General features: G+C 41.0%; 40 protein-coding genes. 15 read left to right on the top strand and 25 right to left on the bottom strand.

Annotated elements, in window-relative coordinates; all coding sequences use genetic code 11:
* Window positions 1–278 precede the first annotated feature (278 nt).
* Together J8L97_RS11390 and J8L97_RS11385 are read left to right on the top strand one after the other, a co-directional pair.
* Window positions 279–509: a hypothetical protein gene (locus J8L97_RS11390; RefSeq protein ID WP_211049791.1), complete on the top strand. Its 231-nt coding sequence runs from the start codon at window positions 279–281 to the stop codon at window positions 507–509.
* A complete protein-coding gene (locus tag J8L97_RS11385; protein WP_211049788.1) occupies window positions 503–814 on the top strand; it encodes a type II toxin-antitoxin system RelE/ParE family toxin in 312 nt (103 codons plus the stop codon). Before J8L97_RS11390 ends, J8L97_RS11385 begins: the two co-directional genes overlap by 7 nt.
* Window positions 815–902: 88 nt before the next feature.
* Here the strand turns inward: J8L97_RS11385 and J8L97_RS11380 are convergent, their stop codons facing one another.
* The 5 genes from J8L97_RS11380 to J8L97_RS11365 all read right to left on the bottom strand — a co-directional run bounded on the left by J8L97_RS11380 (window position 903) and on the right by J8L97_RS11365 (window position 3,660).
* Window positions 903–1,496 carry a hypothetical protein gene (locus J8L97_RS11380; RefSeq protein WP_211049785.1) on the bottom strand — a complete coding sequence of 198 codons (594 nt, stop codon included), beginning with the start codon at window positions 1,494–1,496 and terminating at the stop codon, window positions 903–905.
* A gap of 2 nt (window positions 1,497–1,498) precedes the next feature.
* Window positions 1,499–1,630, bottom strand: a complete 132-nt coding sequence (locus J8L97_RS23810; protein WP_282098518.1) for a hypothetical protein — start codon at window positions 1,628–1,630, stop codon at window positions 1,499–1,501.
* Window positions 1,631–1,843: 213 nt separating this feature from the next.
* Entirely contained in the window at window positions 1,844–2,101 is a 258-nt protein-coding gene (locus J8L97_RS11375; RefSeq protein WP_211049782.1) for a helix-turn-helix transcriptional regulator, read from the bottom strand.
* Between the two features lie 189 nt (window positions 2,102–2,290).
* On the bottom strand, window positions 2,291–2,545 hold the full coding sequence (locus J8L97_RS11370; RefSeq protein ID WP_211049779.1) for a hypothetical protein: 255 nt from the start codon (window positions 2,543–2,545) through the stop codon (window positions 2,291–2,293).
* A gap of 743 nt (window positions 2,546–3,288) precedes the next feature.
* Window positions 3,289–3,660, bottom strand: a complete 372-nt coding sequence (locus J8L97_RS11365; RefSeq protein WP_211049776.1) for a hypothetical protein — start codon at window positions 3,658–3,660, stop codon at window positions 3,289–3,291.
* Between the two features lie 99 nt (window positions 3,661–3,759).
* Between J8L97_RS11365 and J8L97_RS11360 the strand changes: the two genes are divergently transcribed.
* From J8L97_RS11360 to J8L97_RS11350, 3 genes are all read left to right on the top strand, one after another.
* On the top strand, window positions 3,760–4,182 hold the full coding sequence (locus J8L97_RS11360) for a helix-turn-helix transcriptional regulator (RefSeq protein WP_247688646.1): 423 nt from the start codon (window positions 3,760–3,762) through the stop codon (window positions 4,180–4,182).
* 508 nt (window positions 4,183–4,690) lie between these two features.
* A complete protein-coding gene (locus J8L97_RS11355) occupies window positions 4,691–4,996 on the top strand; it encodes a helix-turn-helix domain-containing protein (RefSeq protein WP_247688645.1) in 306 nt (101 codons plus the stop codon).
* A 57-nt stretch (window positions 4,997–5,053) separates the two neighbouring features.
* Complete coding sequence (locus tag J8L97_RS11350) at window positions 5,054–5,260, top strand: HipA N-terminal domain-containing protein (RefSeq protein ID WP_312037154.1); 207 nt, start codon at window positions 5,054–5,056, stop codon at window positions 5,258–5,260.
* Window positions 5,261–5,281: 21 nt separating this feature from the next.
* Here the strand turns inward: J8L97_RS11350 and J8L97_RS11345 are convergent, their stop codons facing one another.
* Complete coding sequence (locus J8L97_RS11345) at window positions 5,282–6,256, bottom strand: HEAT repeat domain-containing protein (RefSeq protein ID WP_211049772.1); 975 nt, start codon at window positions 6,254–6,256, stop codon at window positions 5,282–5,284.
* 131 nt (window positions 6,257–6,387) lie between these two features.
* Complete coding sequence (locus tag J8L97_RS11340) at window positions 6,388–6,651, bottom strand: hypothetical protein (RefSeq protein WP_211049769.1); 264 nt, start codon at window positions 6,649–6,651, stop codon at window positions 6,388–6,390.
* Window positions 6,652–7,198: 547 nt separating this feature from the next.
* On the opposite strand from J8L97_RS11340, the gene J8L97_RS11335 reads away from it, so the two are divergent.
* The 10 genes from J8L97_RS11335 (at window position 7,199) to J8L97_RS11290 (ending at window position 12,070) form a co-directional block, all read left to right on the top strand.
* Complete coding sequence (locus J8L97_RS11335) at window positions 7,199–7,465, top strand: helix-turn-helix transcriptional regulator (protein WP_192505992.1); 267 nt, start codon at window positions 7,199–7,201, stop codon at window positions 7,463–7,465.
* Entirely contained in the window at window positions 7,453–7,671 is a 219-nt protein-coding gene (locus J8L97_RS11330; protein ID WP_211049764.1) for a hypothetical protein, read from the top strand. Before J8L97_RS11335 ends, J8L97_RS11330 begins: the two co-directional genes overlap by 13 nt.
* Window positions 7,672–7,674: 3 nt before the next feature.
* Window positions 7,675–8,280, top strand: coding sequence for a hypothetical protein (locus J8L97_RS11325; protein WP_211049762.1), 606 nt, complete (start codon window positions 7,675–7,677; stop codon window positions 8,278–8,280).
* 419 nt (window positions 8,281–8,699) lie between these two features.
* The gene (locus tag J8L97_RS11320) at window positions 8,700–9,095 is read left to right on the top strand and encodes a helix-turn-helix transcriptional regulator (RefSeq protein ID WP_211049760.1); all 396 of its coding nucleotides are present in this window, start codon (window positions 8,700–8,702) and stop codon (window positions 9,093–9,095) included.
* Window positions 9,041–9,523: a hypothetical protein gene (locus J8L97_RS11315; RefSeq protein WP_211049757.1), complete on the top strand. Its 483-nt coding sequence runs from the start codon at window positions 9,041–9,043 to the stop codon at window positions 9,521–9,523. Before J8L97_RS11320 ends, J8L97_RS11315 begins: the two co-directional genes overlap by 55 nt.
* Before the next feature lie 423 nt (window positions 9,524–9,946).
* Entirely contained in the window at window positions 9,947–10,279 is a 333-nt protein-coding gene (locus tag J8L97_RS11310; protein ID WP_211049754.1) for a hypothetical protein, read from the top strand.
* Window position 10,280: 1 nt separating this feature from the next.
* On the top strand, window positions 10,281–10,565 hold the full coding sequence (locus J8L97_RS11305) for a helix-turn-helix transcriptional regulator (RefSeq protein ID WP_210996833.1): 285 nt from the start codon (window positions 10,281–10,283) through the stop codon (window positions 10,563–10,565).
* Between the two features lie 402 nt (window positions 10,566–10,967).
* Window positions 10,968–11,147 (top strand): hypothetical protein, encoded by a 180-nt coding sequence (locus J8L97_RS11300; protein WP_192505997.1) that lies wholly within the window; start codon window positions 10,968–10,970, stop codon window positions 11,145–11,147.
* A gap of 106 nt (window positions 11,148–11,253) precedes the next feature.
* Window positions 11,254–11,712, top strand: a complete 459-nt coding sequence (locus J8L97_RS11295) for a cyclic nucleotide-binding domain-containing protein (protein ID WP_210996834.1) — start codon at window positions 11,254–11,256, stop codon at window positions 11,710–11,712.
* A gap of 187 nt (window positions 11,713–11,899) precedes the next feature.
* Window positions 11,900–12,070, top strand: a complete 171-nt coding sequence (locus tag J8L97_RS11290; protein WP_192505999.1) for a hypothetical protein — start codon at window positions 11,900–11,902, stop codon at window positions 12,068–12,070.
* A 148-nt stretch (window positions 12,071–12,218) separates the two neighbouring features.
* Here the strand turns inward: J8L97_RS11290 and J8L97_RS11285 are convergent, their stop codons facing one another.
* The 18 genes from J8L97_RS11285 to rplE form a co-directional block, all read right to left on the bottom strand.
* Window positions 12,219–13,460, bottom strand: a complete 1,242-nt coding sequence (locus J8L97_RS11285; RefSeq protein WP_211049752.1) for a cysteine desulfurase-like protein — start codon at window positions 13,458–13,460, stop codon at window positions 12,219–12,221.
* A 10-nt stretch (window positions 13,461–13,470) separates the two neighbouring features.
* Window positions 13,471–14,103 (bottom strand): 2OG-Fe dioxygenase family protein, encoded by a 633-nt coding sequence (locus J8L97_RS11280; RefSeq protein ID WP_210996835.1) that lies wholly within the window; start codon window positions 14,101–14,103, stop codon window positions 13,471–13,473.
* Between the two features lie 220 nt (window positions 14,104–14,323).
* Complete coding sequence (acnB, locus tag J8L97_RS11275; RefSeq protein WP_211049749.1) at window positions 14,324–16,921, bottom strand: bifunctional aconitate hydratase 2/2-methylisocitrate dehydratase; 2,598 nt, start codon at window positions 16,919–16,921, stop codon at window positions 14,324–14,326.
* 503 nt (window positions 16,922–17,424) lie between these two features.
* The gene (gene rplQ, locus J8L97_RS11270) at window positions 17,425–17,823 is read right to left on the bottom strand and encodes a 50S ribosomal protein L17 (RefSeq protein ID WP_192506002.1); all 399 of its coding nucleotides are present in this window, start codon (window positions 17,821–17,823) and stop codon (window positions 17,425–17,427) included.
* A gap of 39 nt (window positions 17,824–17,862) precedes the next feature.
* Complete coding sequence (locus J8L97_RS11265) at window positions 17,863–18,849, bottom strand: DNA-directed RNA polymerase subunit alpha (protein ID WP_210996837.1); 987 nt, start codon at window positions 18,847–18,849, stop codon at window positions 17,863–17,865.
* Window positions 18,850–18,873: 24 nt separating this feature from the next.
* The gene (gene rpsD / locus J8L97_RS11260; protein ID WP_119861573.1) at window positions 18,874–19,494 is read right to left on the bottom strand and encodes a 30S ribosomal protein S4; all 621 of its coding nucleotides are present in this window, start codon (window positions 19,492–19,494) and stop codon (window positions 18,874–18,876) included.
* Between the two features lie 21 nt (window positions 19,495–19,515).
* Window positions 19,516–19,902 carry a 30S ribosomal protein S11 gene (gene rpsK / locus J8L97_RS11255; protein WP_010363724.1) on the bottom strand — a complete coding sequence of 129 codons (387 nt, stop codon included), beginning with the start codon at window positions 19,900–19,902 and terminating at the stop codon, window positions 19,516–19,518.
* 13 nt (window positions 19,903–19,915) lie between these two features.
* Window positions 19,916–20,272, bottom strand: a complete 357-nt coding sequence (rpsM, locus tag J8L97_RS11250) for a 30S ribosomal protein S13 (protein WP_010363725.1) — start codon at window positions 20,270–20,272, stop codon at window positions 19,916–19,918.
* Between the two features lie 127 nt (window positions 20,273–20,399).
* Window positions 20,400–20,513 (bottom strand): 50S ribosomal protein L36, encoded by a 114-nt coding sequence (gene rpmJ, locus J8L97_RS11245; RefSeq protein ID WP_002959476.1) that lies wholly within the window; start codon window positions 20,511–20,513, stop codon window positions 20,400–20,402.
* A gap of 23 nt (window positions 20,514–20,536) precedes the next feature.
* On the bottom strand, window positions 20,537–21,865 hold the full coding sequence (gene secY / locus J8L97_RS11240; protein WP_192506004.1) for a preprotein translocase subunit SecY: 1,329 nt from the start codon (window positions 21,863–21,865) through the stop codon (window positions 20,537–20,539).
* Between the two features lie 11 nt (window positions 21,866–21,876).
* A complete protein-coding gene (rplO, locus tag J8L97_RS11235) occupies window positions 21,877–22,311 on the bottom strand; it encodes a 50S ribosomal protein L15 (protein ID WP_192506005.1) in 435 nt (144 codons plus the stop codon).
* Between the two features lie 5 nt (window positions 22,312–22,316).
* Window positions 22,317–22,499 carry a 50S ribosomal protein L30 gene (gene rpmD, locus J8L97_RS11230; protein ID WP_016710201.1) on the bottom strand — a complete coding sequence of 61 codons (183 nt, stop codon included), beginning with the start codon at window positions 22,497–22,499 and terminating at the stop codon, window positions 22,317–22,319.
* 6 nt (window positions 22,500–22,505) lie between these two features.
* Window positions 22,506–23,012 carry a 30S ribosomal protein S5 gene (rpsE, locus tag J8L97_RS11225; protein ID WP_010363754.1) on the bottom strand — a complete coding sequence of 169 codons (507 nt, stop codon included), beginning with the start codon at window positions 23,010–23,012 and terminating at the stop codon, window positions 22,506–22,508.
* Window positions 23,013–23,021: 9 nt separating this feature from the next.
* The gene (gene rplR, locus J8L97_RS11220; protein WP_010363756.1) at window positions 23,022–23,372 is read right to left on the bottom strand and encodes a 50S ribosomal protein L18; all 351 of its coding nucleotides are present in this window, start codon (window positions 23,370–23,372) and stop codon (window positions 23,022–23,024) included.
* Window positions 23,373–23,381: 9 nt separating this feature from the next.
* Window positions 23,382–23,912, bottom strand: coding sequence for a 50S ribosomal protein L6 (rplF, locus tag J8L97_RS11215; RefSeq protein ID WP_010363759.1), 531 nt, complete (start codon window positions 23,910–23,912; stop codon window positions 23,382–23,384).
* 13 nt (window positions 23,913–23,925) lie between these two features.
* Window positions 23,926–24,318: a 30S ribosomal protein S8 gene (gene rpsH, locus J8L97_RS11210; RefSeq protein ID WP_138593396.1), complete on the bottom strand. Its 393-nt coding sequence runs from the start codon at window positions 24,316–24,318 to the stop codon at window positions 23,926–23,928.
* A 21-nt stretch (window positions 24,319–24,339) separates the two neighbouring features.
* Window positions 24,340–24,645 carry a 30S ribosomal protein S14 gene (rpsN, locus tag J8L97_RS11205; RefSeq protein ID WP_010363762.1) on the bottom strand — a complete coding sequence of 102 codons (306 nt, stop codon included), beginning with the start codon at window positions 24,643–24,645 and terminating at the stop codon, window positions 24,340–24,342.
* A 10-nt stretch (window positions 24,646–24,655) separates the two neighbouring features.
* Window positions 24,656–25,195: a 50S ribosomal protein L5 gene (gene rplE / locus J8L97_RS11200; RefSeq protein ID WP_192506006.1), complete on the bottom strand. Its 540-nt coding sequence runs from the start codon at window positions 25,193–25,195 to the stop codon at window positions 24,656–24,658.
* Window positions 25,196–25,201: the final 6 nt, after the last annotated feature.

Genomic DNA, 25,201 nt, shown 5'->3' with positions numbered 1-25,201 from the left:
TTTTTGATTTCATCCTTGATTTAGACAAACTAAAGCAAGGAGTTAAAGTCTTACGCTCTGCCTTTAAAAGTACTAAAACATAACTTATTAAGCGCTACGCTTTAAGCCACGATGTCATTATATTGTGTCATATATATTGACAACCAGTAGTTTAACACTTGCTGATGTATGGCTTCAAAAAGAACGTAAAAAGCACCCCCCTGTTTACTAAACAACCATTTGACTTTGACCAACTTCTGATATAATAGAGGTAGACTTATTTTCTAAGAGTAAACCCTATGACTATTACTCTCCATGGTAATGTTGCCGATCTCGTACAAAATGAGGCTAATAACTCAGGTTATCAGTCGCCTGAAGACCTTATCTTCGAGGCGGTTTCAGAGTACGTAAAAAAGCGCATTGATTCGGGTATTGAACAAGGTCTTCAAGATGTGGCTAATGCTGATATGGTTGAACTTGACGCAGGCAACATCTCACAGATACTTTCTAAACCTGCATCTCAATGGTAAAAGTACTATTAACCCGCAAAGCCAAAACCGACCTTGAATTGGTCGAATGTTTTATAGCTGAAGACAACCCAGCCAGAGCCAGAGCCAGAAGTTTTTGTGAAGAATTCTTGCACAGCGCAGTTGAAAACTTAGCTACATTCCCTTGCTCTCACCCGCTATACAATAAAGAAAAGAATGTCAGGCGATTTGTTTACCGAGACTACAACTTGTACTATCAATACGATACATCAAAAGACAGTGTGTACATCCTGCATATACTCCACGCCTCGGTATTTCAAAATATGCTGTTACGTAATTCTAAATGAAAAAAGCGACTTAGTTAAGTTGTTCGTCGCTTCTTACCAAATACGTTACCTTTTAGCCATCAATAGGAGTTTGGATAAATAAAAACAACTACTGAGTGACCCGTCCGTCTCTTGCTGATACAACTAGCATCGTAATTAAAGTTCCGCAAATAAGCGCTATAATCATATAGCCAAGGTTTTCATATATATCGTAAATAAAGGTCAAAGAATTAAAGTCAAATCCGTTACGTAACACATTTTCCAGTAATGCAAGCAAGTTAATAATACCAGCAAAAATAAAGAACCAATGAAAAATGCCATCAAAAGCTGTTAGTTCAATGTTTTTAGATGTGGTTTTGGATATTAGTTTTGATAGTTGAACCCTGCAAATCAGCAAGAGAACAGCAATAAGGTTTATTGCTAGTTGCACACCAAACACTAATGAACCAACGATAAGGTAATCGTCTAGCTCTCCACCCAAGCTAATAATATTATATGAAAAAACCACATATTCACTGATAGCGACAAGCGCAAGAATCGCAGATATGTGAGTGATATTTGGATCCTTTTTAAGGACCCCAAATACCACGCCAAATGTCAATACAGTTAAATACAAAAATGTTACATAATCTGGATTAGCAACTTGGGTATAAAAAACTGCCAATGCAATGATCGTGATAAATATTAGATTAGATACTTTCATCTCTATCCCTGACTATCCTTAACTGGTGGTGGAATCAAGTTTTCGGGGGAGTAACCAACCGCAGAAGGCTTATTTGGTTTATAAATAGATCCACCTTTAATGTGATGTAAAACTTTTTCGTTTATTAATTTCATGATAACAATTCCTATGTACATTTTCTGCTGCCAAGTTTTTGAATTTGGAAAACTGGCAGAACCCCAAAGGTAGCTAATTACAAAACGGACTAACCACTTTATAAAGCTTAAAACTCAGCATATTGTCGATATAGAATAACTTACATTAATTGTGCATATTTGCAAAAAGTACTCATAAAAAATTTCATATGCTTCAATATATCAACACTAACATTATGATTCGTCATCGTCTAAACTTATACCTTCTGTACCGTTAACTTGTTTTCGGACCTTTTTAATCTCACTGAGAAAAGCTCCCATATCTACTTTGCAATACATAAACCACATAAAAAGCAGCTTTGAGCGAATATCACTCACTCCTAACTCATAGTTAATGATAGTTTTTCTATCACATTCCAGCTTTTTCGCCATAGCTTCCTGAGATATGCCTGCTCTGAGCCTCATAGCCTTTAAATCATCACCATCTATCACATCCTTATCCTTTTACCTTCATGTGAGGATTATCTACATTGAACACACAACTAATATTAACATAAAAAACACAAAAGTTAACAAACTTAAAGCTTGGATAAAAGCTGTAGATAAATAAGTCTCTTAGTCAGATGGTAGCCCCTAAAAAATACGTTATTCTCCTCATAACATAAAACCATGACGTGGCGCTCACTTCGTCAATAAACTTGCCTTTTCAACTAGTTCATTCTTTATAAAAGTAGCCACTGGCACTAGTCCCGCCTTTTTCTTGATGATTGCAAGCTCTGACGGCGTAAATCTTAAACCAACCAGCTCTGACTGTTTTTCCGCAGCGGGTTTTGCTGTTCTGCCACTGGTTTTTATTTGTGATGGCTGATGCATCAAATTAGATAGTGTATTTTTGTTACTAAGCTTGATGTTTGTCAGGCTATTTTTTTGACTCATTTTTTGGGAGAATTAAAGAATAAATGGCATCGAATTGCTTACTCACTTCCCTATATTGAAACTTGGCAAGTGGTGACGCAGCTTGAAGCTGTGAGATTGATTTTTTGGATTTAAAGATCTCATCAAATACCTTGGAAAACTTCAGTGGTAGCACTGGAATATCTCAACCAAACTTTTCATGCACAAGCGATTGAATGTGCCTAAAACTTTCGCACTCATACCAGCTTTTACCTTTGTCGCGGTAAGTTTTTTGCAGTTTGGTTACCACCACAAGAACATTTTTGTTGAGGTGTAAAACTTCGGCAAGGGTATTTAGTCACGCCAGTATGGACTTGTACTCGTCATAGATAGGTATAATCACCCAGTCCGATTGCGCAATAGCCGTGCTAATACTTAAAGCGCTGTTTGAAAGTGCCCCTGCAAGATCGAAGACCATATCTATATGCTCAGGTATCACAGGAAAAGGCTCATTGAGATCAACGGCTATAAACTGATCTTCAGGTAATATTTCGTCATAAATATGGTATGGCTCGTTTGTTCCTAACGCAAAACCGTGGTCGTGAACGATATTGGTTGAGATTGGAGACTTCCCCGCCCCTCATTTTGTAGTATAGACAGTTACTTTCATAAACTTGTGTTATCAATTAAATCTATCAAACTGATTTTACTGATATTTTAAAATAATCAAATTTACTTTGTTATTTAGCGTTACTCGAAATAATCGATTTAACTCAGTCACTCTATTAAATTGATTTACCGTATTTTTTCTCGTAACTATCTTGAGATTGACGAAGTGTACCGAGCTTTGCTTTAGCTTGGTTAATTCGCATTTCATGGAGCTGTGTATCGTCTAAGAGTTTTTGTTCACTGGCTTTTTTCAAATCGCTATCACTAAAACTCATGATGGCCTTTTCTAGGCTAGTTGAAATGACTTTGTGCGCCTGTTCGAGTTCCTGTGTCGAACCCAACCGCTCAGCCCATTCTTTATCTTTGAATAGGTCAAGACTCAGTTCAATATTGCGCTTTTCCTTCATTACAGTGTGATAGGCGTTAATTCGTGAAACCAGCTTGTCATCTTTTGGCCGATAAATTGAATCTTGCTCTTTGGCTTCCATACATTACTATCTATATTGACTGATATATGAACAGTTTGAACCCTGAACCATAAAATTTCAACTTTGTCAGGTATAGCAAGAAGGGAATAGAGCTTAAATATGGCGCATCCGTTTACTCCACAAATATGTGATATGGCAGATAGTATGGGTATATGCCTTTATCAGCGCTTTTCTCAGGCTGAAGCCGCTCTTTTCTTGCATTGCACTATTGAAGCGCTCACAAAGTTACAGAAGCAGCATAAAATTGAGTATATCCAAGTTAACGAAGAAATTACGGAATTTTTCGGCTTTCAACTTTTGGAGTACTTGGCACAACAAATTCAGCCCAGGAATGAACCGCCACAACTAAACACACCCGATAAGATCATTTGCGTAAAAGAAGTACAGCGCCTAACTGACCTCTCCCGTACAACCATTTGGCGACTAGAACGTGCAGGGAAATTCCCCGCTAGAGTGCCACTAACAGGAAGCCGTATCGGCTGGCGCTATAGTGATATACAAGAGTGGATTAAAAGCTGCTAAACTAGCCTCGGAATATAGAGTAATTCGACACAGGGTTAACCGAAAAACAATGGTGGCAGGAGTGGTGGCAGACGCCCTTTCTTGCTAGTAAAAACCAAAGATAACCAACTGTAATTTAAAGATTCCTATTTTACACTCAAGAAGCAGATCCAGAATATTGAGTAACCTCTAAATCAATTCAGAATCACCCGATATAGCCCAGTCATACTGGGCTTTTTTGTTTTTAGCGTCTGAGTTATTTTGGTTAATCTAAGTCTCAATCAGTAAAATGATAGTATTGGCTTATAAGTTAGCGACCCTGACCCTTTTTGACCCTTTTGATTCGCATGAACCTAAATTCACCACTACTAGTGAATGTTTTTTGAATCACTCGCAGTACAACATATATTCACCAATAGTGATGAATATACTTCCCATTCTAACGACTACTTGTTTTATTCACTAATAGTAGTAAATTTTTATTGCTTATATTAGATCCACGAATATAATCACTATTAATGGTGAATAATTGAGTGTTTTCAATATGGCTAATCGCGTTAAAGTGTCAGACATGCCCAGCTCTGAATACATAGAAGATGCGGCAATACTAGGTAAGCTGATCAAAGCAAAACGAACAAAGTTGAATATGAAGCTGGCAGACTGCGCAGCGCTATGTGGAATTGGCATAAATACCCTATCACGTATTGAAAACGGCAATGCTAATTGCACTTTATCCGCAGTATTTTCAGTCTTACAAGGCTTAGGGATCAAACTCACGACAAAAGAGCTATTAACTCCCAGCTCTCACTCTTTAGCAGACAGCGAATGGGTTTAACACATGGATAATAAATTAGATGCCCACAGCCTAAACACAAAATTTTCGGATTGATTAATCGGTTCACTCGTATTGAACAAAGAAACAGGCTTGCTTAAATTAGAATACAATAAAGTGTGGCAGCAAAACGGTTTCCCCATATCACCAAGCTTAATGCTTGATAATAATCACGATAACTCTGTTGCATACAGTTTCCTTGATAATGCCTTACCAGAAGGAGAAGCTTGTTTACTGCTGGCCGAAGAAGCTGGGAGTGTCCTGTGACAGTACCTTTAAATAAACCAACTAAATTGTACTTATAATAATGCTGATTAAACCTTTCCATTGCTTAGACTTTTGTTCAATACCTACAGACGCTATTAAAGCCTTTAAGGTCGCTATTTGAGCTTGAGTAGGTTGTATAAATGAACGATTGTAGTCACTATTCCAGATCCCCAGTTCAGCTTCAAATTGCGCTTCTTTAAGCGTTGACGACATTTTTTCATTTACTGTCCATGAAAGTAAAAATACAGCTCTATCCCATTTGTTAAGGTGATGAGAAATAGCCACACAAGATAATGCAGTATGAGGGTATACTGATTCGTCGATTATACGTATCAGTTCATTCACACCAACATGAACCTTCACCTTCACAATTAACTTTGCAGAGTTTTTACACACGGATGGCGCTGGGTCTTTTAACCCTTTGAGCAGGTATATTTCACTATTTTGTGGGTCAAGCCTTAACAAACTATTAAGCGCCTGTTTTCTCAAAGAGGGCGTTACACTGTTATAAAAAGATTTGATTTTTTCCAAGTCATCATGACTGTTAAGGTAGCCAAGTCCCCAAATAGCAGCTTTGGTTTTTGCGCTTGTTGTGAAATTATTCCGATACAACGACACGGCGTCTTCGCCATTTTCAAGGCAATACTTTATGGCAAGCTCGCGTACCGAGGTATGGTGGTCAAATAAAGCATTTTTAGCAACCGTATCAGCATCATCTGCACAGAGTAAATACCGCAATGATTCCTTTCGAATAGGCATAAATGCGTCTTTCAATAAAGACGAGTAATAGCTCTCTAACTCGTCAGGGTGCATTTTTTTAGCCCATCGAAAGGCGTTCATTCTCACTAAAACGTCTTTGCTTAAAAAAGCAACCGACAATAAATTAGCTACATCAATAAATTGACTTCGAATTGCTAACTGTAAGCACAATCTTGCAATATCACTATTTGCGTTATGAAGCCCATCGAGCAAATAATATTGATTTGATTCCGCCAACAATAAACCTTCAATGTGTTGGATGAGATGTTCGTGATCTGCTCTATGGCACTCTCTTAAATGGTATATATGTGGCAAGCATTGAATAATTGAGTCTAGGTGCTCTGTTATGATCAATTTTTTAAGTGACTTTATTGCAGCTGCCCTAACTTGTGGACCCAATCATTAACACGCAGAAGCAAACTTGGAATTGCTATCGGATCACCTAAATAACCTAACTTTGCAGCGGCATTCTCTCTCTTGTAGCCATCTCGGTGATTACTTAACTGAATCAACTCTTCGACAGTCGCGACCCATTCAGTTGCTACCCGCTCTGTTTCCATCCGCAGGTTACTTGAATTGTCACGGAATACTAACTTTTTCAATTTTATAAACAGACGCTGCAAGCTAAGCAATTTTACATCCTTTTTTTCATCGCAATGGCAATACTTGAATACTATATAAAATTGGGACATAAGCGCAACGTAACAAAATTAAGATCTGGGTAAATCTACATTTAGTCTTGTTGTTTAACGTCGCAATACCAGTAAATAACATGAATACGCGCTTAGCACCTAAATAAAACCACACTAAAAAGTCGTAATAGCTGGCGGCTTTATACCTCTTTTTAGGAAGTTCTATTTACTCCTTGCGTTTACTTACCCCATTTTCAGCTCTCCTGCGGGGCGCTCACTGCCAACAACCGGAACTCGACCTCATCTCCCATCACATCTCAGTCAGCTCTCACCAAATTCTCACCAAACTCTGTCAACGGATGTAAACATGATGTTTACATTTTAGGCGTTTCGAAATATTATGTATACCGAAGTCCTAATACGGCTAAAAGCACAATATTTGGCTGCTTTTTCACTGATACACTCCTTACCTTGAAGCATTCATTGTTAACAGTGTGTATGTGCATATATGGAACAACGTCTCCCCTAAAAAAATAAGGATAAGGATGTGATAGATGGTGATGACCTAAGGGCGATGAGAGTCAATGCAGGTATTTCTCAAGACACCATGGCTAAGAAACTTAAGTGTGATAGAAAGACCGTCATCAACTATGAGTTAGGTGTGAGCGATATTCGCTCTAAACAGCTTTTCATGTGGCTGGTATATTGTAAGATAGACTCAGGATCCTTGTTAAACGAAATTAAGCAGATCCGTGATCAAGTCAATCGTACAAAAAACCCAAGCTTACAGGATGAAGAAAAATGCAAAAAATAAGTCTACTTAAAACTCTTAGCGCTATGAATTTTTTAATAAAGGGAAATGGACCGCGTACGGAAAAACTTGCAGGCGATCAGAAAATAGATACTATCGAACAAAGAACATGTATTTTGGTGGCTGGTGGTAACAGTGCAAAAAAAACACCAAGGGCTGTATCTGCTAATCGTGCGCCCATTATTCCCATAGATAGTTCACAAGGATAGATAATGAAACCCTCAAGCCTTATTTTGCTCAGCATCATCTCTCTAGCTTTTTTTTATATTCAACTCTGGGATGATCGCATTGTTATGTCCCTATACTTATCGTTGCTTGGTATGTGCATAGCATATGGTGCTTTTAAAAAAGACATCAACATAACCCACATCGCTGGATTCATCTTTATTTTGACTACTATTAGCCACGCAATATTTGAAATGGGCCTGATAAATAACATAACACCTGATGAGAATAAGTTATTGCAAATCGTTCTTGTTTTCGGTACTCAGATTTTATTTACTCTAATAACGGCAACTGTATTAATTTTTAGAGTACAACTGTCTCGACTGCTCTCCAAATCAAAAAACATTGAATTGACCCACTTTGATGGTATCTTTCATTGGTTTTTTATTTATATGGCAGTGATTAATTTTTTAGCCCTGATAGAAGATGTAATGTACAACTATTTCGAAATGAAATCTTGGACCTTAATTTACGATAACTTTGAAGGGTTGATTTATATTGCTTGGGCATTAAATTGTGGCACCTTAGTAGCCATGATGATCACCTCTAAAAAATCAAACCATCATGATGAAAAAGAAGAAGCTATTTCTTAAAGAAGCGAAATAAATTGAGAAGACGTAATACGCTATGATTTAGCCGTGAATTAGCTGCGTCTTCAAATTTCTTTATATCGCTCGCATTTTATACGGTTTTCTTACTACAGCTTTTTATACAGGTATCACTTTCAAGTTTTAAGTACCCCAGCGCTTATAGTTAGATTATAAACGGGTGGTTACTATAACCTCCCGACTTACTGCCTGTCCCAAAACCATTTCGCCTCAAAGCCATTTCGTCAGTCACTCTCCTCCTCTAACAAAATAGAGTCACATTTACCCGGTACACTTGTTCTATTTAGCATTGAGCTATTCAACATTGAGCTACTGCATGTATTTTCAGTAAACACTCCTTGTATACAGCGTCGGTTTACAGACCCTGTATTTCAAAATACTATGTTCATTAAAAAAGGAAAAATATGATAGATGGTGATGACTTAAGAGCGATGCGCATCAATGCCGGTATTTCGCAGCAAGGCATGTCGAAAAAGCTCAAATGTGACAGAAAAACCATTCACAACTATGAAATTGGTGTGAGTGATATCCCCTCTTCACGATTATTCCAATGGCTTACATTCTGCAAACTCGATTTATCGGTGTTACTAAACCAAGTGAAAGCAGTACGTGGCGAAGCGAGTAAAAATGGTCAGTCGAAGCTGCTAGACATCATGTCAGTGATATTACTATTTAGCCCGTTATGGAGTCACTTAATCGTCACCCCCTTTATTTTTTACTGCTTGGTGTTTGCGCAGCTTACGGCGTGTATAGAAAAGATATTAATGTTACTCATATTGCTGGGTTTATCTTTATTCTAACAGCCGTTAATTACCCAATATTCGATAGTGGCCTAATAAATTACGTCACGCCCAGCGACAATAAGCTACTCCAAGGCACAATCATTTATGGTACTCAACTTATTTTAAGCATAATCACAGTGTTTGTATTAATTTTTAGAGTACAACTCTCTCGACTCATATCTAAATCAAACAATATCGCCTTAACGCACTTTGATGGCATATTCCATTGGCTTTACATTTACGCTTCTCTGATCTACTTACTCGCCCTTTTAGAAAATATTGCATGGTCCCATTTCGAACTGAAATCTTGGACATTAATCTACGATAACTTTGAAGGGTTGATTTATATTGGCTGGGCGCTCTGTTGTGGTGCATTACTGGCGATGATGATTAGCTCAACTGGCTCAAACTGTTGTAACGATAAACAAACGACTGGCAATGAGTAACCGAGGGCTATAAGTAAAAAAGGGGATCAGTTAAGTTATGCTTTCTGCTACTCAGCGCTGGATTAAACGGCTCTGGTTTAAACGGCGCTGATTTAAACCGCTTTGGCTTACGCTTGCTTGCCTTAAAAAGTATGATTTCAAAAGTATGGTTTTATGGCCGTGACATTCAATGTACTTCATTTCATCCGCTTGTAAACGAGCTTAGCCATTATATGCAACCGCATGAAAAGCCTTTGCTCTCTACGCAACCACAATGACGTGGTTTTACCCGCAAAAATTCACGAGTAGTTGCACTATTTTCTTTATATTTCATCATTTTGTAACGTTATTTGTTATTTCGTCGTATTTTATTTTTCGATGAGGAGATTTTTCCACACCGAATAACACAATATATTAACACCAACACATAATTAGCTAAATAATATGTCAATACAATGCTTTAACATGGATATCGAAGCGAATACCCCGTCTATTAACGGACTTAATAGCACTATCAATACGGCCAGTACAGTGCTTATGTGCCGACTTGATGCGCATATTTCTTGTACAGAACGTCAACCACAAGGTGATTTGTTCATAAATACGCATAATACGCGATTTAACGGTGTTTTTAACGCACCACACAACAAGTTGTACACCCTTTGCTTACAAACTAGCCTAAGTGCATTTGCCATGCTGCGCTTTTTAGCTGGGTTCTCTGACGCACTTAAAGTAAGCCCTCAGAGTGCTTCCCTTTACTCATCGGTCGAGGTGTAACATGAAAAACAACTCTAAAAAAAGACAAACCAAAATAAACCGATTTGAAAAAGAACTACAAAAGTCGATTCGCAATTTACGTAAAACCAGGGGTCTTACTCAAAAGCAGCTGGGTAATATGTTAGGCGTCGATCAAGCCACCATCAGCAATTTTGAAAGTGGTAAAACCGTGATGAGTATTACCCAGGTTTATGAAATGTTGCTTATTTTTGGCAATGACTTTTCTAGCCCTAATATTGCGCAATTAATGGGAAATAATCAGGCTGGTGCAGCACTGGTTGCTTAAATGATATTGCTATACAACAGAGTAGCCCCAATCTGATTTTACTGCGTGTTCTGGGGCTCTGTTTTATAATGGCAGACAACTTTGATTCGTTTTTATGGCTACTGTCATGATGCTCTATCAATATCTCTTGACCAATTGCTTATACTCTCTGACTTAGCGACCTGTTACAACGACCTCTTAACGACCTCTTGCAACACCAATGCGCACTATCTATTAAAACACCCTATTAGACACCGATTAGCGCCCTCCTTCTTGATCCTGAGTTAAAAACACATTTTGTTACGCATAATGTGTACCCACTACATGAATTAAACTTGATTGAAAAACACACAACCATTGCGTAATTTATTTAGACCGACTCGTTCGGTACAACATAAAAATACAACACGTAAAGGAATTAACATGAAAATAAAACTCAACAAAAAGTCACTAAAACAATTAGATAACAGCCAGCATACACTTGCTAAAGAGTTAACCCCTCAAGCGGCTGGTGGGCAATATGCGTCATCGCCTTATAACGCAGGTTGTATGAGTTACCAAGGGTTAACTTGCCCTACTTCTCCGTATGATCCTGGCTGCTAATTATAAGTGCGCTAAGCCATACCCCGTATGGCTTTTTAAAATACGTTGATCCATTGATAAAAACCCGCCACTATTTACCCTATGTTACGTCTGTTATGCCATTAGCATGAAATTACTCGAAAATGTTCCACTTTTAAAACAGCTTGAGATCATCAATCGACTCAATTTTTTCAATGAGTTTACTCTGTCTGAACGGCAGGTATTACTTGAGTCATTTAGTCATTTATATTTAGTGCATGAAAAGCATCATGCATTTAAACGCTTTGAGCTCGATAACCGCTTGTTTATTGTATTAAGTGGCGAGTTTATAATTTTCAAAAAAAGTCAGTTACTTGAATTAGGCCGCGTAGGCCCTGGGGAGTTTATTGGTGAAGGCGCTTTTATTTGCCATAAAGAGCACTCTACCAGCGCCAAAGCACTCAAAGACAGTATTTTATTGGCCATTACCCCAGAAGCTATGACACGCCTCCCCAATGTAATAAGAGAAAAAGTAAAAGACAAAATCATCGAAGGCATGAGTGCACGTATTAGTACATTAAGTAACTTTATTGAAGATAATATTTAAGCTGTTTATCTTTTTCTTACATGGGTTTTAATACTTTTAAATATAAAAACCCTTGTATGAACAATTAAAAATAACCCCGTTAAGTGTCATTAAAAGCACCATTGTATTTATCTGTATAAATATTATTCACTTTACATGCATAGTACGTATGGTTAAATTTTGTACTCCAAATTTAAAGGAATACAACATGAAACTCGTACTAAAGAAAAAAAACATGAAAGATTTAAAACATAATGCGAAAACATTGCCAGCAGAATTAACGCCCAATGTAGCAGGTGCAGGCGACTATACGTTACCTGTATGGAAGTGTATGAGCTATTTAGGCTGTATTAGCAATAACCCTCGCTTTGGCTGTTAATTTAAACATTTAAATAGCCAAAGATAAAACTGAGCACTAGAATTATTAAAATGTTTTAGCGCTCAATTTTTGGCTAACTGATAGCGTATAGTATACCGAATTATTAATCGACGCTTTCCCCGCTCAGTCTTAGCGAATTATTAGCGAGTTATGAGCGATTAAATAAGGCCGTAAACGCACTAAATAATGTTTCTAGTTCATCAATCGTGTTGTAATGCATACACCCAATACGCACGACGCCGCCTTTATCCATTACACCCAGTTGCTCACATAAACCTTGCGCATAAAAGTTGCCATCCCACACACACATGTGCTGCTTACCTAAAAACTCTGAGACGTCTCTTGGGGCAATGCCTTCAAAGGTCAATGCAAAGGTAGGCGTACGCTCAGCCAACCGCGTTAAGTCGCTTATGCCAAATAACGTAATGTCTGGAAACTCGGCCAAGCGCGTTAAAAAGTATTCACTTAATGCCATTTCATGCTGCTTGGTGTTTGCAAATGCTTCACTCAAGCGCTGCCGACGAGGCGTTGTTTCAGGTAACCCATTTAAGCTTGCAATATAGTCAATGGCAGCAACCACCCCAGCTAAGCCCTCAAAGCTCTGCGTACCGGTTTCCCAGCGACCAGGAAGGATATCTTTGGCAGGCTCCACTTTGTAAGGGGTAAAACCTTCCAAATGCTCGCGTTTACCATACACAATACCCACATGTGGGCCAAAAAACTTATAGGCTGAACACGCTAGGAAGTCGCAGTTTAGTGCTTGCACATCAATGAGCTCATGTGGCGCATAATGCACCGCATCAACGTACACGAGCGCGCCAACTTGATGAGCCAATTCAACAATGCGCTTAATGTTGTTAATAGACCCTGTGGTATTTGATGCGTAAGTCACCGCGACTAATTTGGTGTTGCTGTTAAGTAACTGCTGATATTGGGTCAAATCAAGGGTGCAGTCAGCATCATTCACTTGTAGGGCATGAACTGTTGCGCCTTTGTCTTCTGCCGCTTGACGCCAAGACGACACATTCGAGAAGTGGTCGGCGTTAGTGACAATAACTTCATCGCTTGCTTGCCAGTCTCTTGAAATAGCACGACTGAAGCTAAAGGTTAAGCTGGTCATATTGGCACCAAACACGATCTGCTCTTGGCTGGGTGCATTCAGTAAATCAGCCACGGCTTGGCGCGCATTACTTAGTAGGTCAACGGTTTTTTCACTAGAGAAAAACGCCCCGCCTAAATTAGAGTTGTAATACCCTAAATAAGCCGACATAGCACTCAATACCGACTGAGGTACTTGCGAGCCACCTGGGCCATCTAAAAAAATCGGCGATTGGCCGTTGACTTGCTGCATTAATGCCGGAAATTGGCGTCGTAGTTTAGTTAGGTCCATCATTCACTCGTTATGCGGTAAATACAAAACAATCTAAATAACCGACTTCATCAGCATTTAGTTTATTCATTGGTGTTGCGTTGTGCCACACTTCACGGTCATTGATCAAAGCAAACAACCCGTCTTTTATTTCCATTTTAAAACATGGTTCAACATCTTTGTTTTCATACACCAATAACTCGCCGCCAGCGATATTTTCATGAGACACACCACATACACACACATGATCGAAGCCATCTTGGTGAATACCTTCTGGTGCCGGGGGCGTATCGCTTTCAATGGCAAGCATGCGGAACTGGTGCACTTCAATATCACGCTCTTCTGCAATACCTGTCATCGCTCTAAATTCACTAAGCAAATGTTTAAAGCCTGTACTTTGCAATAAGCTGTCTTCTAGGTTTTCGTATACTCGTTCGACATTGCCCTGAAAGGTGTTAATGGCATCGTCTTGCACAAATGCTTTGGCTGGCTGAAGTGACACTTCATCTTGAACAAATTTAACCACAGAGTAACGGCGTTTCCTAAATGCACCATCGGCATAGGGGTTACTCGGTAATTGATTAAATGAGGGCTTCACTGCGTTGATATGCGCTTGTTTGATGAAACGTAGTTGAAGCAAATTCTGATTGTTTACTGCGGTCATTTTGCGCTCGCCTATTGATGAGAAATTGGCGATAATTCTAAGCGAATGGAAAATAAATACTGTCTAATTTACCTATTAAATTACCAACAAAACGCAACAACAAACCGATAATTGAATTATTTTTAGATATTTATTTCATATTGTTATAATACTTTGATTACGGTGTTTCACCCACAAAAAAGCCGGCAATACAGCCGGCTTTTTTCATTGCATATAATGATCACACAGCTTGTTGAATGATCACATCATCGGCTTTTTTAGTGTACTGTGGCATTTTATGAAAGTTAAGGTAACGATAGGTATCAGCTGCCGTTGCGTTAATTTTCTCTGCGTATTCTTGATACTCCGTCGTTGTAGGTAGTCTACCAATAATGGCAGCCACTGCAGCCAGCTCAGCGGATGCTAAAAATACATTTGCGCCCGTACCCAAACGATTCGGGAAGTTACGTGTTGAAGTTGATACAACCGTTGCTTTGTCGGCAACGCGTGCCTGGTTACCCATACACAATGAACACCCCGGCGTTTCTATCCGCGCGCCAACACGACCAAAAATACCATAGTAGCCTTCATCGGTAAGTTGGTCTTTGTCCATTTTGGTCGGTGGTGCAACCCAAAGCTGTGTTGGTAAACGGCCGCCATAGTTATCCAATAACTTACCCGCTGCGCGGAAGTGACCTATGTTGGTCATACATGAACCAATAAAGACCTCATCAATGCTTTGCCCTTGTACGGTTGAAAGCAAACGCGCATCGTCAGGGTCATTTGGCGCGCATAAAATAGGCTCGTTAATATCAGCTAAATCAATCTCAATAATATGGGCATAGTCGGCATCAGCATCGGCTTCCATTAACTCTGGGTTAGCTAACCATTCTTGCATTTTAGTAATACGGCGCTCGATGGTTCGTACATCACCATAGCTTTCTGCAATCATCCACTTAAGCATAACAATGTTTGAGTTAAGGTATTCAGCGATTGATTCTTTAGAAAGCTTAACCGCACACCCTGCTGCAGAACGTTCAGCAGATGCGTCAGACAGTTCAAAGGCTTGCTCAACGGTTAAATGCTCAACCCCCTCAATCTCAAGTACTCGGCCTGAGAACTCATTGACTTTGCCTTTTTTCTCAACCGTTAATAACCCTTGCTTAATACCATAATACGGTATGGCATGGACTAAATCGCGTAGCGTGATCCCCGGCTGCATTTCTCCTTTGAAGCGTACCAAAATAGACTCTGGCATATCTAATGGCATAACCCCAGTTGCGGCTGCAAATGCGACTGCACCCGAGCCTGCTGGAAACGAAATCCCGAGCGGGAACCGCGTATGTGAATCGCCGCCAGTCCCCACTGTGTCTGGTAACAGCATACGATTCAACCAAGAGTGAATAACCCCATCACCCGGACGTAATGAAACACCACCACGGTTCATAATGAAATCAGGCAAAGTATGATGTGTATTCACATCAATTGGCTTCGGATAAGCAGACGTATGGCAGAAAGACTGCATGGTTAAATCTGCCGAGAAACCTAAGCATGCTAAGTCTTTAAGCTCATCACGCGTCATAGGGCCTGTTGTATCTTGAGAACCAACGGTGGTCATTTTTGGTTCACAATATTGGCCAGGGCGTATGCCTTCGACACCGCAGGCTTTACCCACCATTTTTTGCGCTAACGTAAAGCCTTTATTTGATACTTCAGCAGCGGCAGGCTTACGGAAGATAGTTTCAGCTTCTAAGCCCAAAGAGGTACGCGCTTTATCTGTTAGGCCTCTACCTATGATCAAAGGAATACGGCCACCGGCACGTACTTCATCTAGGATCACGTCTGACTTGAATGCAAAGGTAGAAAGGACTTCATCGCTACCATGGCGCTTAACCACCCCCTCATAAGGGAAAATATCGATTTGGTCGCCCATATGCAGCTGCTCAACGGGTAGCTCAATTGGTAATGCACCAGAGTCTTCCATTGTGTTGAAAAAGATAGGTGCAATTTTTCCACCTAAACAAACACCCCCAACCCGCTTGTTTGGCACAAATGGAATATCATCTCCCATAAACCATAACACCGAGTTAGTGGCCGACTTACGTGATGAACCAGTACCAACTACATCACCTACGTACGCCAGTGGTAAGCCTTTTTTCTTCAAGTCTTCTAACTGTGAAATAGGGCCAATTTCGCCCGATTTCTCTGGAATAATACCTTCTCGCTCAATTTTCAGCATCGCCAAAGCATGCAACGGAATATCGGGACGAGACCATGCATCTGGTGCGGGTGACAAATCATCCGTATTGGTTTCGCCGGTTACTTTAAATACCGTGACGGAAATCTTTTCTGCAACTGCTGGTTTATCAGTAAACCACTGTGCGTTTGCCCAAGACTCAATAACTTGTTGAGCGTATGTATTACCCGCTTTGGCTTTTTCTTCTACATCGTAAAAAGCATCAAACATTAACAATGTGTGCGACAGACCTTTTACTGCAATTGGCGCCAACGCGTCGTCATCAAGCAGCTCAATCATCGGGGCAATATTATAGCCCCCTAACATTGAGCCAAGTAACTCAGCTGCATACTCTTTACTGATCAGCGGTGATTGTGTATTGCCTTTGGCAACCGCTGCGAGAAAACCCGCTTTAATATAAGCAGCATCATCTACACCAGGCGGCACACGGTTAACTAGTAAGTCTAAGATGAACTCTTCTTCACCTGCGCTCGGTGTTTTGACGAGTTCGATTAAGTCTGCGGTTTGCTGTGCATCTAATGGCTTAGGGACGATACCCTGAGCGGCACGCTCTTCTACATGTTGACGATATTCTTGAAGCACAATTTTACCCTCTTGATGACGTAAATTGGCGCAGTGTTTGTGGAAATCCTAAACCTGTCGCCTTATATTCTTTAAGGTAATTATAAGGCCTTTGCATATCGATGAGAATAACGCAACTGGAACAAGCACTTATACTCATTATAAATACGATGAATGGGGATGGGTAGACATCTCTATTTTCATGAATATTTGTTAATTAGTAATCATTCGTAACTAAACCTAGCAAGATTTTGATTATTATATTTTTTATCTGCTTTCCAAGTTTTACACACAAAGCAAACGCTATAACTCTTAGCCAGTATTTCTACGCGTAAAAGGCAGGTATTAAAAGGTCGTAAAGATAAAACAAGCCATGCTAAAAAGTAATCTTAACTTTATCTTCTTGATGTTATGGGCATTATTATGAAAAGGTGTGAGATATAGCGAGTATATGTGAAATGACTAAAAATAAGATACAAAAAAGCCGAGCTATTGCTCGGCTTTTTTAGTGTCTTCTACAAGACTTACTCTGCAGACTGCGCGTCTTCTTGAGCTTCTTCCGCCACAGGGCGACCTAGAAGTTCAACATAAGCCATTGGTGCATTATCACCAGCACGGAAGCCACACTTAAGAATACGAGTGTAACCACCTGGACGGCCTTCGAAACGAGGACCAATTTCGCTGAATAACTTACCAACTACTTCATTATCACGCGTGCGAGCAAACGCTAAACGACGGTTTGCTACACTGTCAGTCTTAGCCAGTGTGATTAAAGGTTCAATTACACGGCGTAACTCTTTCGCTTTAGGCACAGTTGTTTTGATGATTTCGTGCTTCACCAATGAACTAGCCATATTGCTGAACATCGCTTTACGATGGCTGCTGTTACGGTTTAATTGACGACCACTCTTACGATGGCGCATGACCCTATCCTTCTAACTAAACTAATATAGTAACTTAGCTTATTCAGCTAAGCTTGCCGGAGGCCAATTTTCTAGGCGCATGCCTAGAGAAAGACCACGTGAAGCCAGTACATCTTTTATTTCAGTCAAAGACTTCTTACCAAGATTTGGCGTTTTCAGAAGCTCGACTTCAGTACGCTGTACTAAGTCACCGATATATTGAATTTGCTCGGCTTTCAGACAGTTTGCTGAACGTACTGTTAGCTCAAGATCATCAACTGGACGAAGCAGAATAGGATCGAATTCTGGCTTCTCTTCTTTCTCTTCTGGCTCAGAAACATCACGTAAATCTACGAATGCATCTAATTGCTCAGCTAAGATAGTAGACGCACGGCGGATCGCTTCTTCAGGATCTAAAGTGCCGTTTGTTTCCATATCAATGATTAACTTGTCTAAATCTGTACGTTGCTCAACACGGGCTGATTCAACCGAGTACGCAATACGTTCAACCGGGCTGAATGATGCATCTAGCAACAGACGACCGATTGGACGCTCATCGTCATCAGAGGATAAACGACTTGACGCTGGCACATAACCACGACCACGTTCAACACGAATACGCATGCTGATCTCGCTATTATTTGCCGTTAAATGACAAATAATGTGATCTGGGTTGGCGATTGTTACATCTCCATCGTGCTGAATGTCTGCCGCTGTCACAGGGCCTACACCAGATTTTGTCAGGGTAAGAAAAACTTCATCTTTACCTTCTAGAGATACAGCTAAACCTTTAAGGTTTAACAAAATTTCAATGATGTCTTCTTGTACGCCTTCTTTCGCGCTGTACTCATGCAATACACCATCAATTTCAACTTCAGTTACTGCACATCCTGGCATAGACGAAAGTAGTATACGGCGTAAAGCGTTACCCAGAGTGTGACCAAAGCCACGCTCAAGTGGTTCTAAAACAACTTTAGAACGCGTTGGGTTGATAGCGTCGATATCGACTAATCTTGGCTTTAGGAACTCAGTTACAGAACCCTGCATTTTATCCTCTCTTAACTCTTAACTTTACTTCGAGTAAAGTTCGACGATTAATTGTTCGTTAATGTCCGCAGACAGATCAGAACGCTCTGGTAGGCGCTTGAAGCTACCTTCCAATGTCTTACCGTCAACTTCAACCCAAGTAGGCTTTTCACGTTGCTCAGCCAACTCTAGAGCTGCAATGATACGTGCTTGCTTTTTAGACTTCTCACGAATTACAACAGTATCTTCTGGAGTAACTACGAATGAAGGAATATTTACAACACGACCATTAACCATTACCGATTTGTGGCTTACTAGCTGACGTGCTTCAGCACGTGTGCTTGCAAAACCCATACGGTAAACTACGTTATCTAAACGTTGCTCTAAAAGTTGTAATAGGTTTTCACCAGTATTACCTTTTAGGCGAGCAGCATCTTTGTAGTAATTACGGAATTGCTTTTCAAGTACACCGTAGATACGACGAACTTTTTGCTTCTCACGTAACTGTAAACCATAATCTGATAGACGACCTTTACGTGCGCCATGCTGACCAGGTGCTGTCTCAAGTTTACACTTTGAGTCGATTGCTCTCACGCCGCTCTTAAGGAACAGGTCAGTACCTTCACGACGACTCAGCTTGAGCTTAGGGCCCAAATATCTTGCCATGTTCTTTCTCCTAACCTATTGTTATACGCGACGTTTCTTCGGTGGACGACAACCATTGTGTGGAATTGGCGTCACGTCAGTGATGTTTGTGATACGGTAACCAGCAGCATTCAAAGCACGAACAGCAGACTCACGGCCTGGACCTGGTCCTTTAATGAATACTTCTAGGTTCTTAAGACCGTACTCTTGAGCAGCAGTACCTGCACGTTCTGCAGCAACCTGTGCAGCGAACGGAGTAGACTTACGTGAACCACGGAAACCAGAACCACCTGCAGTCGCCCAAGAAAGAGCATTACCTTGACGGTCAGTGATGGTTACAATCGTGTTGTTGAATGATGCATGAACGTGTGCCATACCATCAACAACTTGCTTTTTAACCTTTTTACGACGAATTGGTGCTTTAGCCATAACTTACCTCACCTTATCTTTTGATAGGCTTGCGAGGACCCTTACGAGTACGCGCGTTAGTCTTAGTACGTTGACCACGAAGTGGTAACGAACGACGATGACGTAAGCCACGGAAACAACCAAGGTCCATAAGACGCTTGATGTTTAAAGTCACTTCACGACGAAGATCACCTTCAACAGTGTACTTACCTACTTCTTCACGAAGTACGTCAAGTGTTTCGTCTGAAAGCTCACCGATTTTAGTATTTTCGGCGATACCAGTCGCTGCTAAGATAGCCTTAGAGCGAGTTTTACCTACACCATAGATAGCAGTTAAACCGATTACTGCATGCTTATGATCAGGGACGTTAATGCCAGCGATACGGGCCACTAACACATCTCCTATATTTCGATTCGATTCCCATCTGTTTGAAAAGCCCGTAAGGATACTCAAACGAAGACCGAACCACATTTAAAAACACAGGCTAAGTATTATTACTTAGCCTGCATGAGTTTTACTAGCCTTGCCTTTGCTTATGCTTAGGCTCACTGCATATCACTCGTACTACACCAGCACGTTTGATAACTTTACAGTTACGGCAGATTTTCTTAACGGAAGCACGTACTTTCATTGCTCAACTCCGTGAAAATAACCCTAGCGGCCGTAGCCTTTAAGGTTTGCTTTTTTAAGCACAGAATCATATTGATGAGACATCATATGAGTTTGTACTTGTGCCATGAAGTCCATGATCACAACAACGATAATCAAAATTGATGTACCGCCGAAGTAGAATGGCGTTTGCCATGCCATGGTCATAAACTCGGGCACCAGACAGATAAAGGTTATATACAAAGCACCTGCCAATGTCAGGCGTGTCATCACTTTATCAATGTATTTAGATGTCTGCTCACCGGGACGAATTCCTGGGATAAAAGCGCCAGATTTTTTCAGGTTATCTGCTGTCTCACGCGGGTTAAATACCAACGCAGTGTAGAAGAAGCAGAAGAAGATAATAGCCGCGGCTAATACCATCGCATACAGAGGCTGACCAGGAGTCAACACTGCAGAGATAGCTTGTAGCACATCAGCGACCGGACCTTCACCTTGGCCGAACCAGCTTGCTATAGTACCAGGGAACAGAATTATACTGCTAGCAAAGATTGGTGGAATAACACCCGCCATGTTTACTTTCAGTGGTAAATGCGTACTTTGAGCAGCAAATACCTGACGACCTTGTTGACGCTTTGCATAGTTAACGACAATACGACGTTGACCACGTTCAAAGAACACAACAAGATAAGTAACAGCGAATACGATTACCGCAATCAATAGCAGTGCTAAAACATGCAAATCACCTTGGCGCGCCATTTCAGCTGTCGAACCAATCGCAGACGGCAGGTTAGCTACAATACCAACAAATATCAGAACTGAGATACCGTTACCGATACCACGTTCTGTAATTTGTTCACCCAGCCACATAAGGAACATAGTACCAGTTACTAAACTCACCACTGCGGTGAAGTAGAAACCGAAACCTGGATTAACAACTAATCCGTCCATCATGCTTGGTAAGCCAGTAGCTATACCAATTGACTGGAATGTAGCAAGCACGAGCGTGCCATAACGCGTATATTGACTGATCTTCTTACGACCTTGTTCACCTTCTTTCTTAAGCTCTATCATCGCAGGATGTATGTGCGTTAATAGCTGCATAATAATCGAAGCCGAAATATAAGGCATAATACCGAGTGCCAATACCGAAGCTCGCTCAAGCGCACCACCGCTAAACATGTTGAACATCTCAACAATGGTGCCCTTTTGTTGCTCGAAGAATTCGGCAAGTACAGCGGCGTCAATCCCAGGGATCGGCACAAATGAACCCAAACGGTATATAATGATAGCACCCAATACAAAGAGTAATCGACGCTTCAGTTCCGCAAGCCCACTTTGTGCACTTTGCATATCTTGACCTGGTTTAGCCATTTTGTACTTCCTTAGTCTTCTACCTTGCCTCCGGCAGCTTCAATAGCTTCGCGAGCACCTTTAGAAGCCTTAAGGCCTTTAACGGTAACAGCGCGTGAAACATCGCCAGATTTAACAACTTTAACGAACAAAACGTTCTTTTTAACTAGACCAGCTGCCTGTAGCGCGCTTAGGTCTACCACATCGCCTTCAACTTTAGCGATTTCGTACAAGTTTACTTCTGCAGATACTAAAGATTTGCGTGAAGTGAAACCGAACTTAGGTAGACGACGTTGCATAGGCATTTGACCGCCTTCGAAACCAACGCGTACTTTACCGCCAGAACGTGACTTTTGACCTTTGTGACCACGACCACCAGTCTTACCAAGACCAGAACCGATACCACGACCAACACGTTTAGCAGCAGTTTTTGAACCTGCAGCAGGAGAAAGTGTATTCAAATGCATTCGAATTACCCCTCAACCTTAACCATGTATGAAACTTGGTTGATCATACCACGTACACATGCTGTGTCTTCCAACTCAACAGTGTGATTGATACGACGTAAACCAAGGCCACGTAAAGTCGCTTTATGCTTCGGTAAACGACCGATAGAGCTCTTTACTTGTGTAACTTTTACAGTTTTATTAGCCATGGTTAATTACCCCTGAATCTGTTCAACAGTCAAACCACGTTTTGCAGCAATACCCTCTGGAGAATTCATGTTCTCTAGAGCTGAAATTGTTGCACGAACAACGTTGATTGGGTTAGTTGAACCGTAACATTTAGAAAGAACGTTCTGTACACCCGTTACTTCTAATACTGCACGCATTGCGCCACCTGCGATGATACCAGTACCTTCAGATGCTGGTTTCATGAACACTTGTGAACCTGCGTGACGACCCTTGATAGGGTGTTGCAGTGTGTTACCGTTAAGATCAACGTTGATCATGTTACGACGCGCTTTTTCCATTGCTTTTTGAATAGCAGCTGGTACTTCACGTGCTTTACCGTAACCAAAACCTACTTTACCTGCGCCGTCACCAACTACTGTTAGTGCAGTGAAGCTAAAGATACGACCACCTTTAACTACTTTAGACACACGGTTCACCGCAATTAGCTTTTCAGCTAAATCAGGCTGTTGTTGCTTTGCTTCTACGTTAGCCATTGTCTACTCCTAGAATTGCAAACCGGCTTCACGCGCAGCATCAGCTAGCGCCTTCACACGGCCGTGATATTTAAAGCCACTGCGATCAAAAGCTAGCTTTGCTATGCCTTTGTCAGCTGCACGTTCAGCAACCGCTTTACCTACAGCTTGTGCTGCAGCCACGTTGCTTGTACCTGTAACTGTTTCGCTAATTGCTTTCTCAACAGTAGAAGCAGCAGCCAGTACAGTACCCTCAGCATTAACAACCTGAGCGTAAATGTGACGTGGCGTGCGGTGGATAACAAGACGCGTTGTGCCTTGTTCAATAAAATTTCTACGTGTGCGTTTAGCACGACGTAGACGAGCTGTTTTTTTATCCATCGTCTTACCTTACTTCTTCTTGGCTTCTTTACGACGCACATGTTCGTCTGCATAGCGAACACCTTTACCTTTATAAGGTTCTGGTGCACGGTATGCGCGAATGTTAGCAGCTGTTTGACCAACAACTTGCTTATCTGCGCCCTTAACAAGAATCTCAGTTTGGCTTGGAGTTTCAATCGTGATACCCGCTGGGATCTCGAAATTAACTGGGTGTGAAAAGCCAAGAGTTAAGTCTAATACTTTACCCTTAACTGCCGCACGATAACCAACACCGATTAACTGAAGTTTCTTCTCATAACCTTCATTCGTACCAACAATCATGTTGTTGATAAGTGCACGAGCAGTACCTGCTTGTGCCCATGCGTTCGCAACTTCACGAGGTGTAGTTGTGATCACGTTATCAGTAAGAGTTACTTCAACAGCGTTGTTAATAGTACGAGTCAACTCACCGTTTTTGCCTTTAACTGTGATGTCCTGGCCTTTAATTGTAACTTCTACACCGGCAGGAACTGAAATTGGAGCCTTCGCTATACGAGACATTGTTCCCCTCCGATTAAGCTACAAAGCCAATGATTTCACCACCAACACCAGCACTACGTGCGGCACGGTCTGTCATCAAGCCTTGAGAAGTTGATACGATAGCGATACCTAGACCACCCATTACCTTCGGTAACGCGTCACGTTTCTTATAGATACGTAGACCTGGGCGACTAACACGCTGGATGTTTTCAATAACAGCTTTACCTTCGAAATATTTTAATTCGATAGTCAATTCTGCTTTTACGTCACTAGATACAGCGAAGTCAGTAATGTAACCTTCGTCTTTAAGTACCTTTGCAACTGCTACTTTCAGCTTTGAAGTAGGCATTGCAACAGCAACCTTCTTCGCAGTCTGACCGTTACGGATACGTGTGAACAAATCCGCAATAGGATCTTGCAAGCTCATTGTCTTACTCCCGTGATTCTATTACCAAGAAGCCTTTTTAAGGCCAGGAATTTCACCGCGCATAGCTGCTTCGCGAACTTTAATACGGCTCATGCCGAATTTACGAAGGAAACCATGTGGGCGGCCCGTAATGTTACAACGATTACGTTGACGTGCAGGGCTAGAATCACGCGGTAGAGCTTGTAGCTTTAATACCGCATCCCAACGATCATCTTCTGATGCATTTACATCAGAAATGATAGCTTTTAGTGCCGCACGCTTTTCAGCGAACTGAGCAACTAATTTAGTGCGCTTTGCTTCGCGCGCTTTCATAGAATTCTTTGCCATAACCCTACCCTTATTTCTTAAATGGGAAGTTAAACGCTTCTAACAACGCACGGCCTTCCTCATCAGTTTTCGCAGAAGTTGTGATTGTGATATCCATACCGCGAACACGGTCTACTTTATCATAATCGATTTCTGGGAAGATGATTTGCTCACGTACGCCCATAGAGTAGTTACCACGTCCGTCAAAAGACTTAGCACTTACACCGCGGAAGTCACGAATACGAGGCATTGCAATTGAGACTAAACGCTCAAAGAAATCCCACATACGCTCGCCACGTAGGGTTACTTTACAACCAATTGGGTAGCCTTCACGAATCTTGAAGCCAGCTACTGACTTACGTGCTTTCGTGATAAGCGCTTTCTGACCAGAGATTGATTCTAGATCTTTTACTGCATTTTCTAGAATTTTCTTGTCAGCTAGGGCTTCGCCCACACCCATGTTTAATGTGATCTTTTCGATCTGAGGGACTTGCATAACAGAGCTGAAACCGAACTTCTCTTGAAGTTCAACTACTACTTTGTCTTTATATACTTCATGCAGTTTCGCCATCGTCTA

Origin of the sequence: Pseudoalteromonas sp. MMG012 (genome assembly GCF_018100875.1) — a bacterium.
GTDB lineage: Bacteria > Pseudomonadota > Gammaproteobacteria > Enterobacterales > Alteromonadaceae > Pseudoalteromonas > Pseudoalteromonas aurantia.
This window is presented reverse-complemented; position numbering and strand designations above follow the sequence as displayed.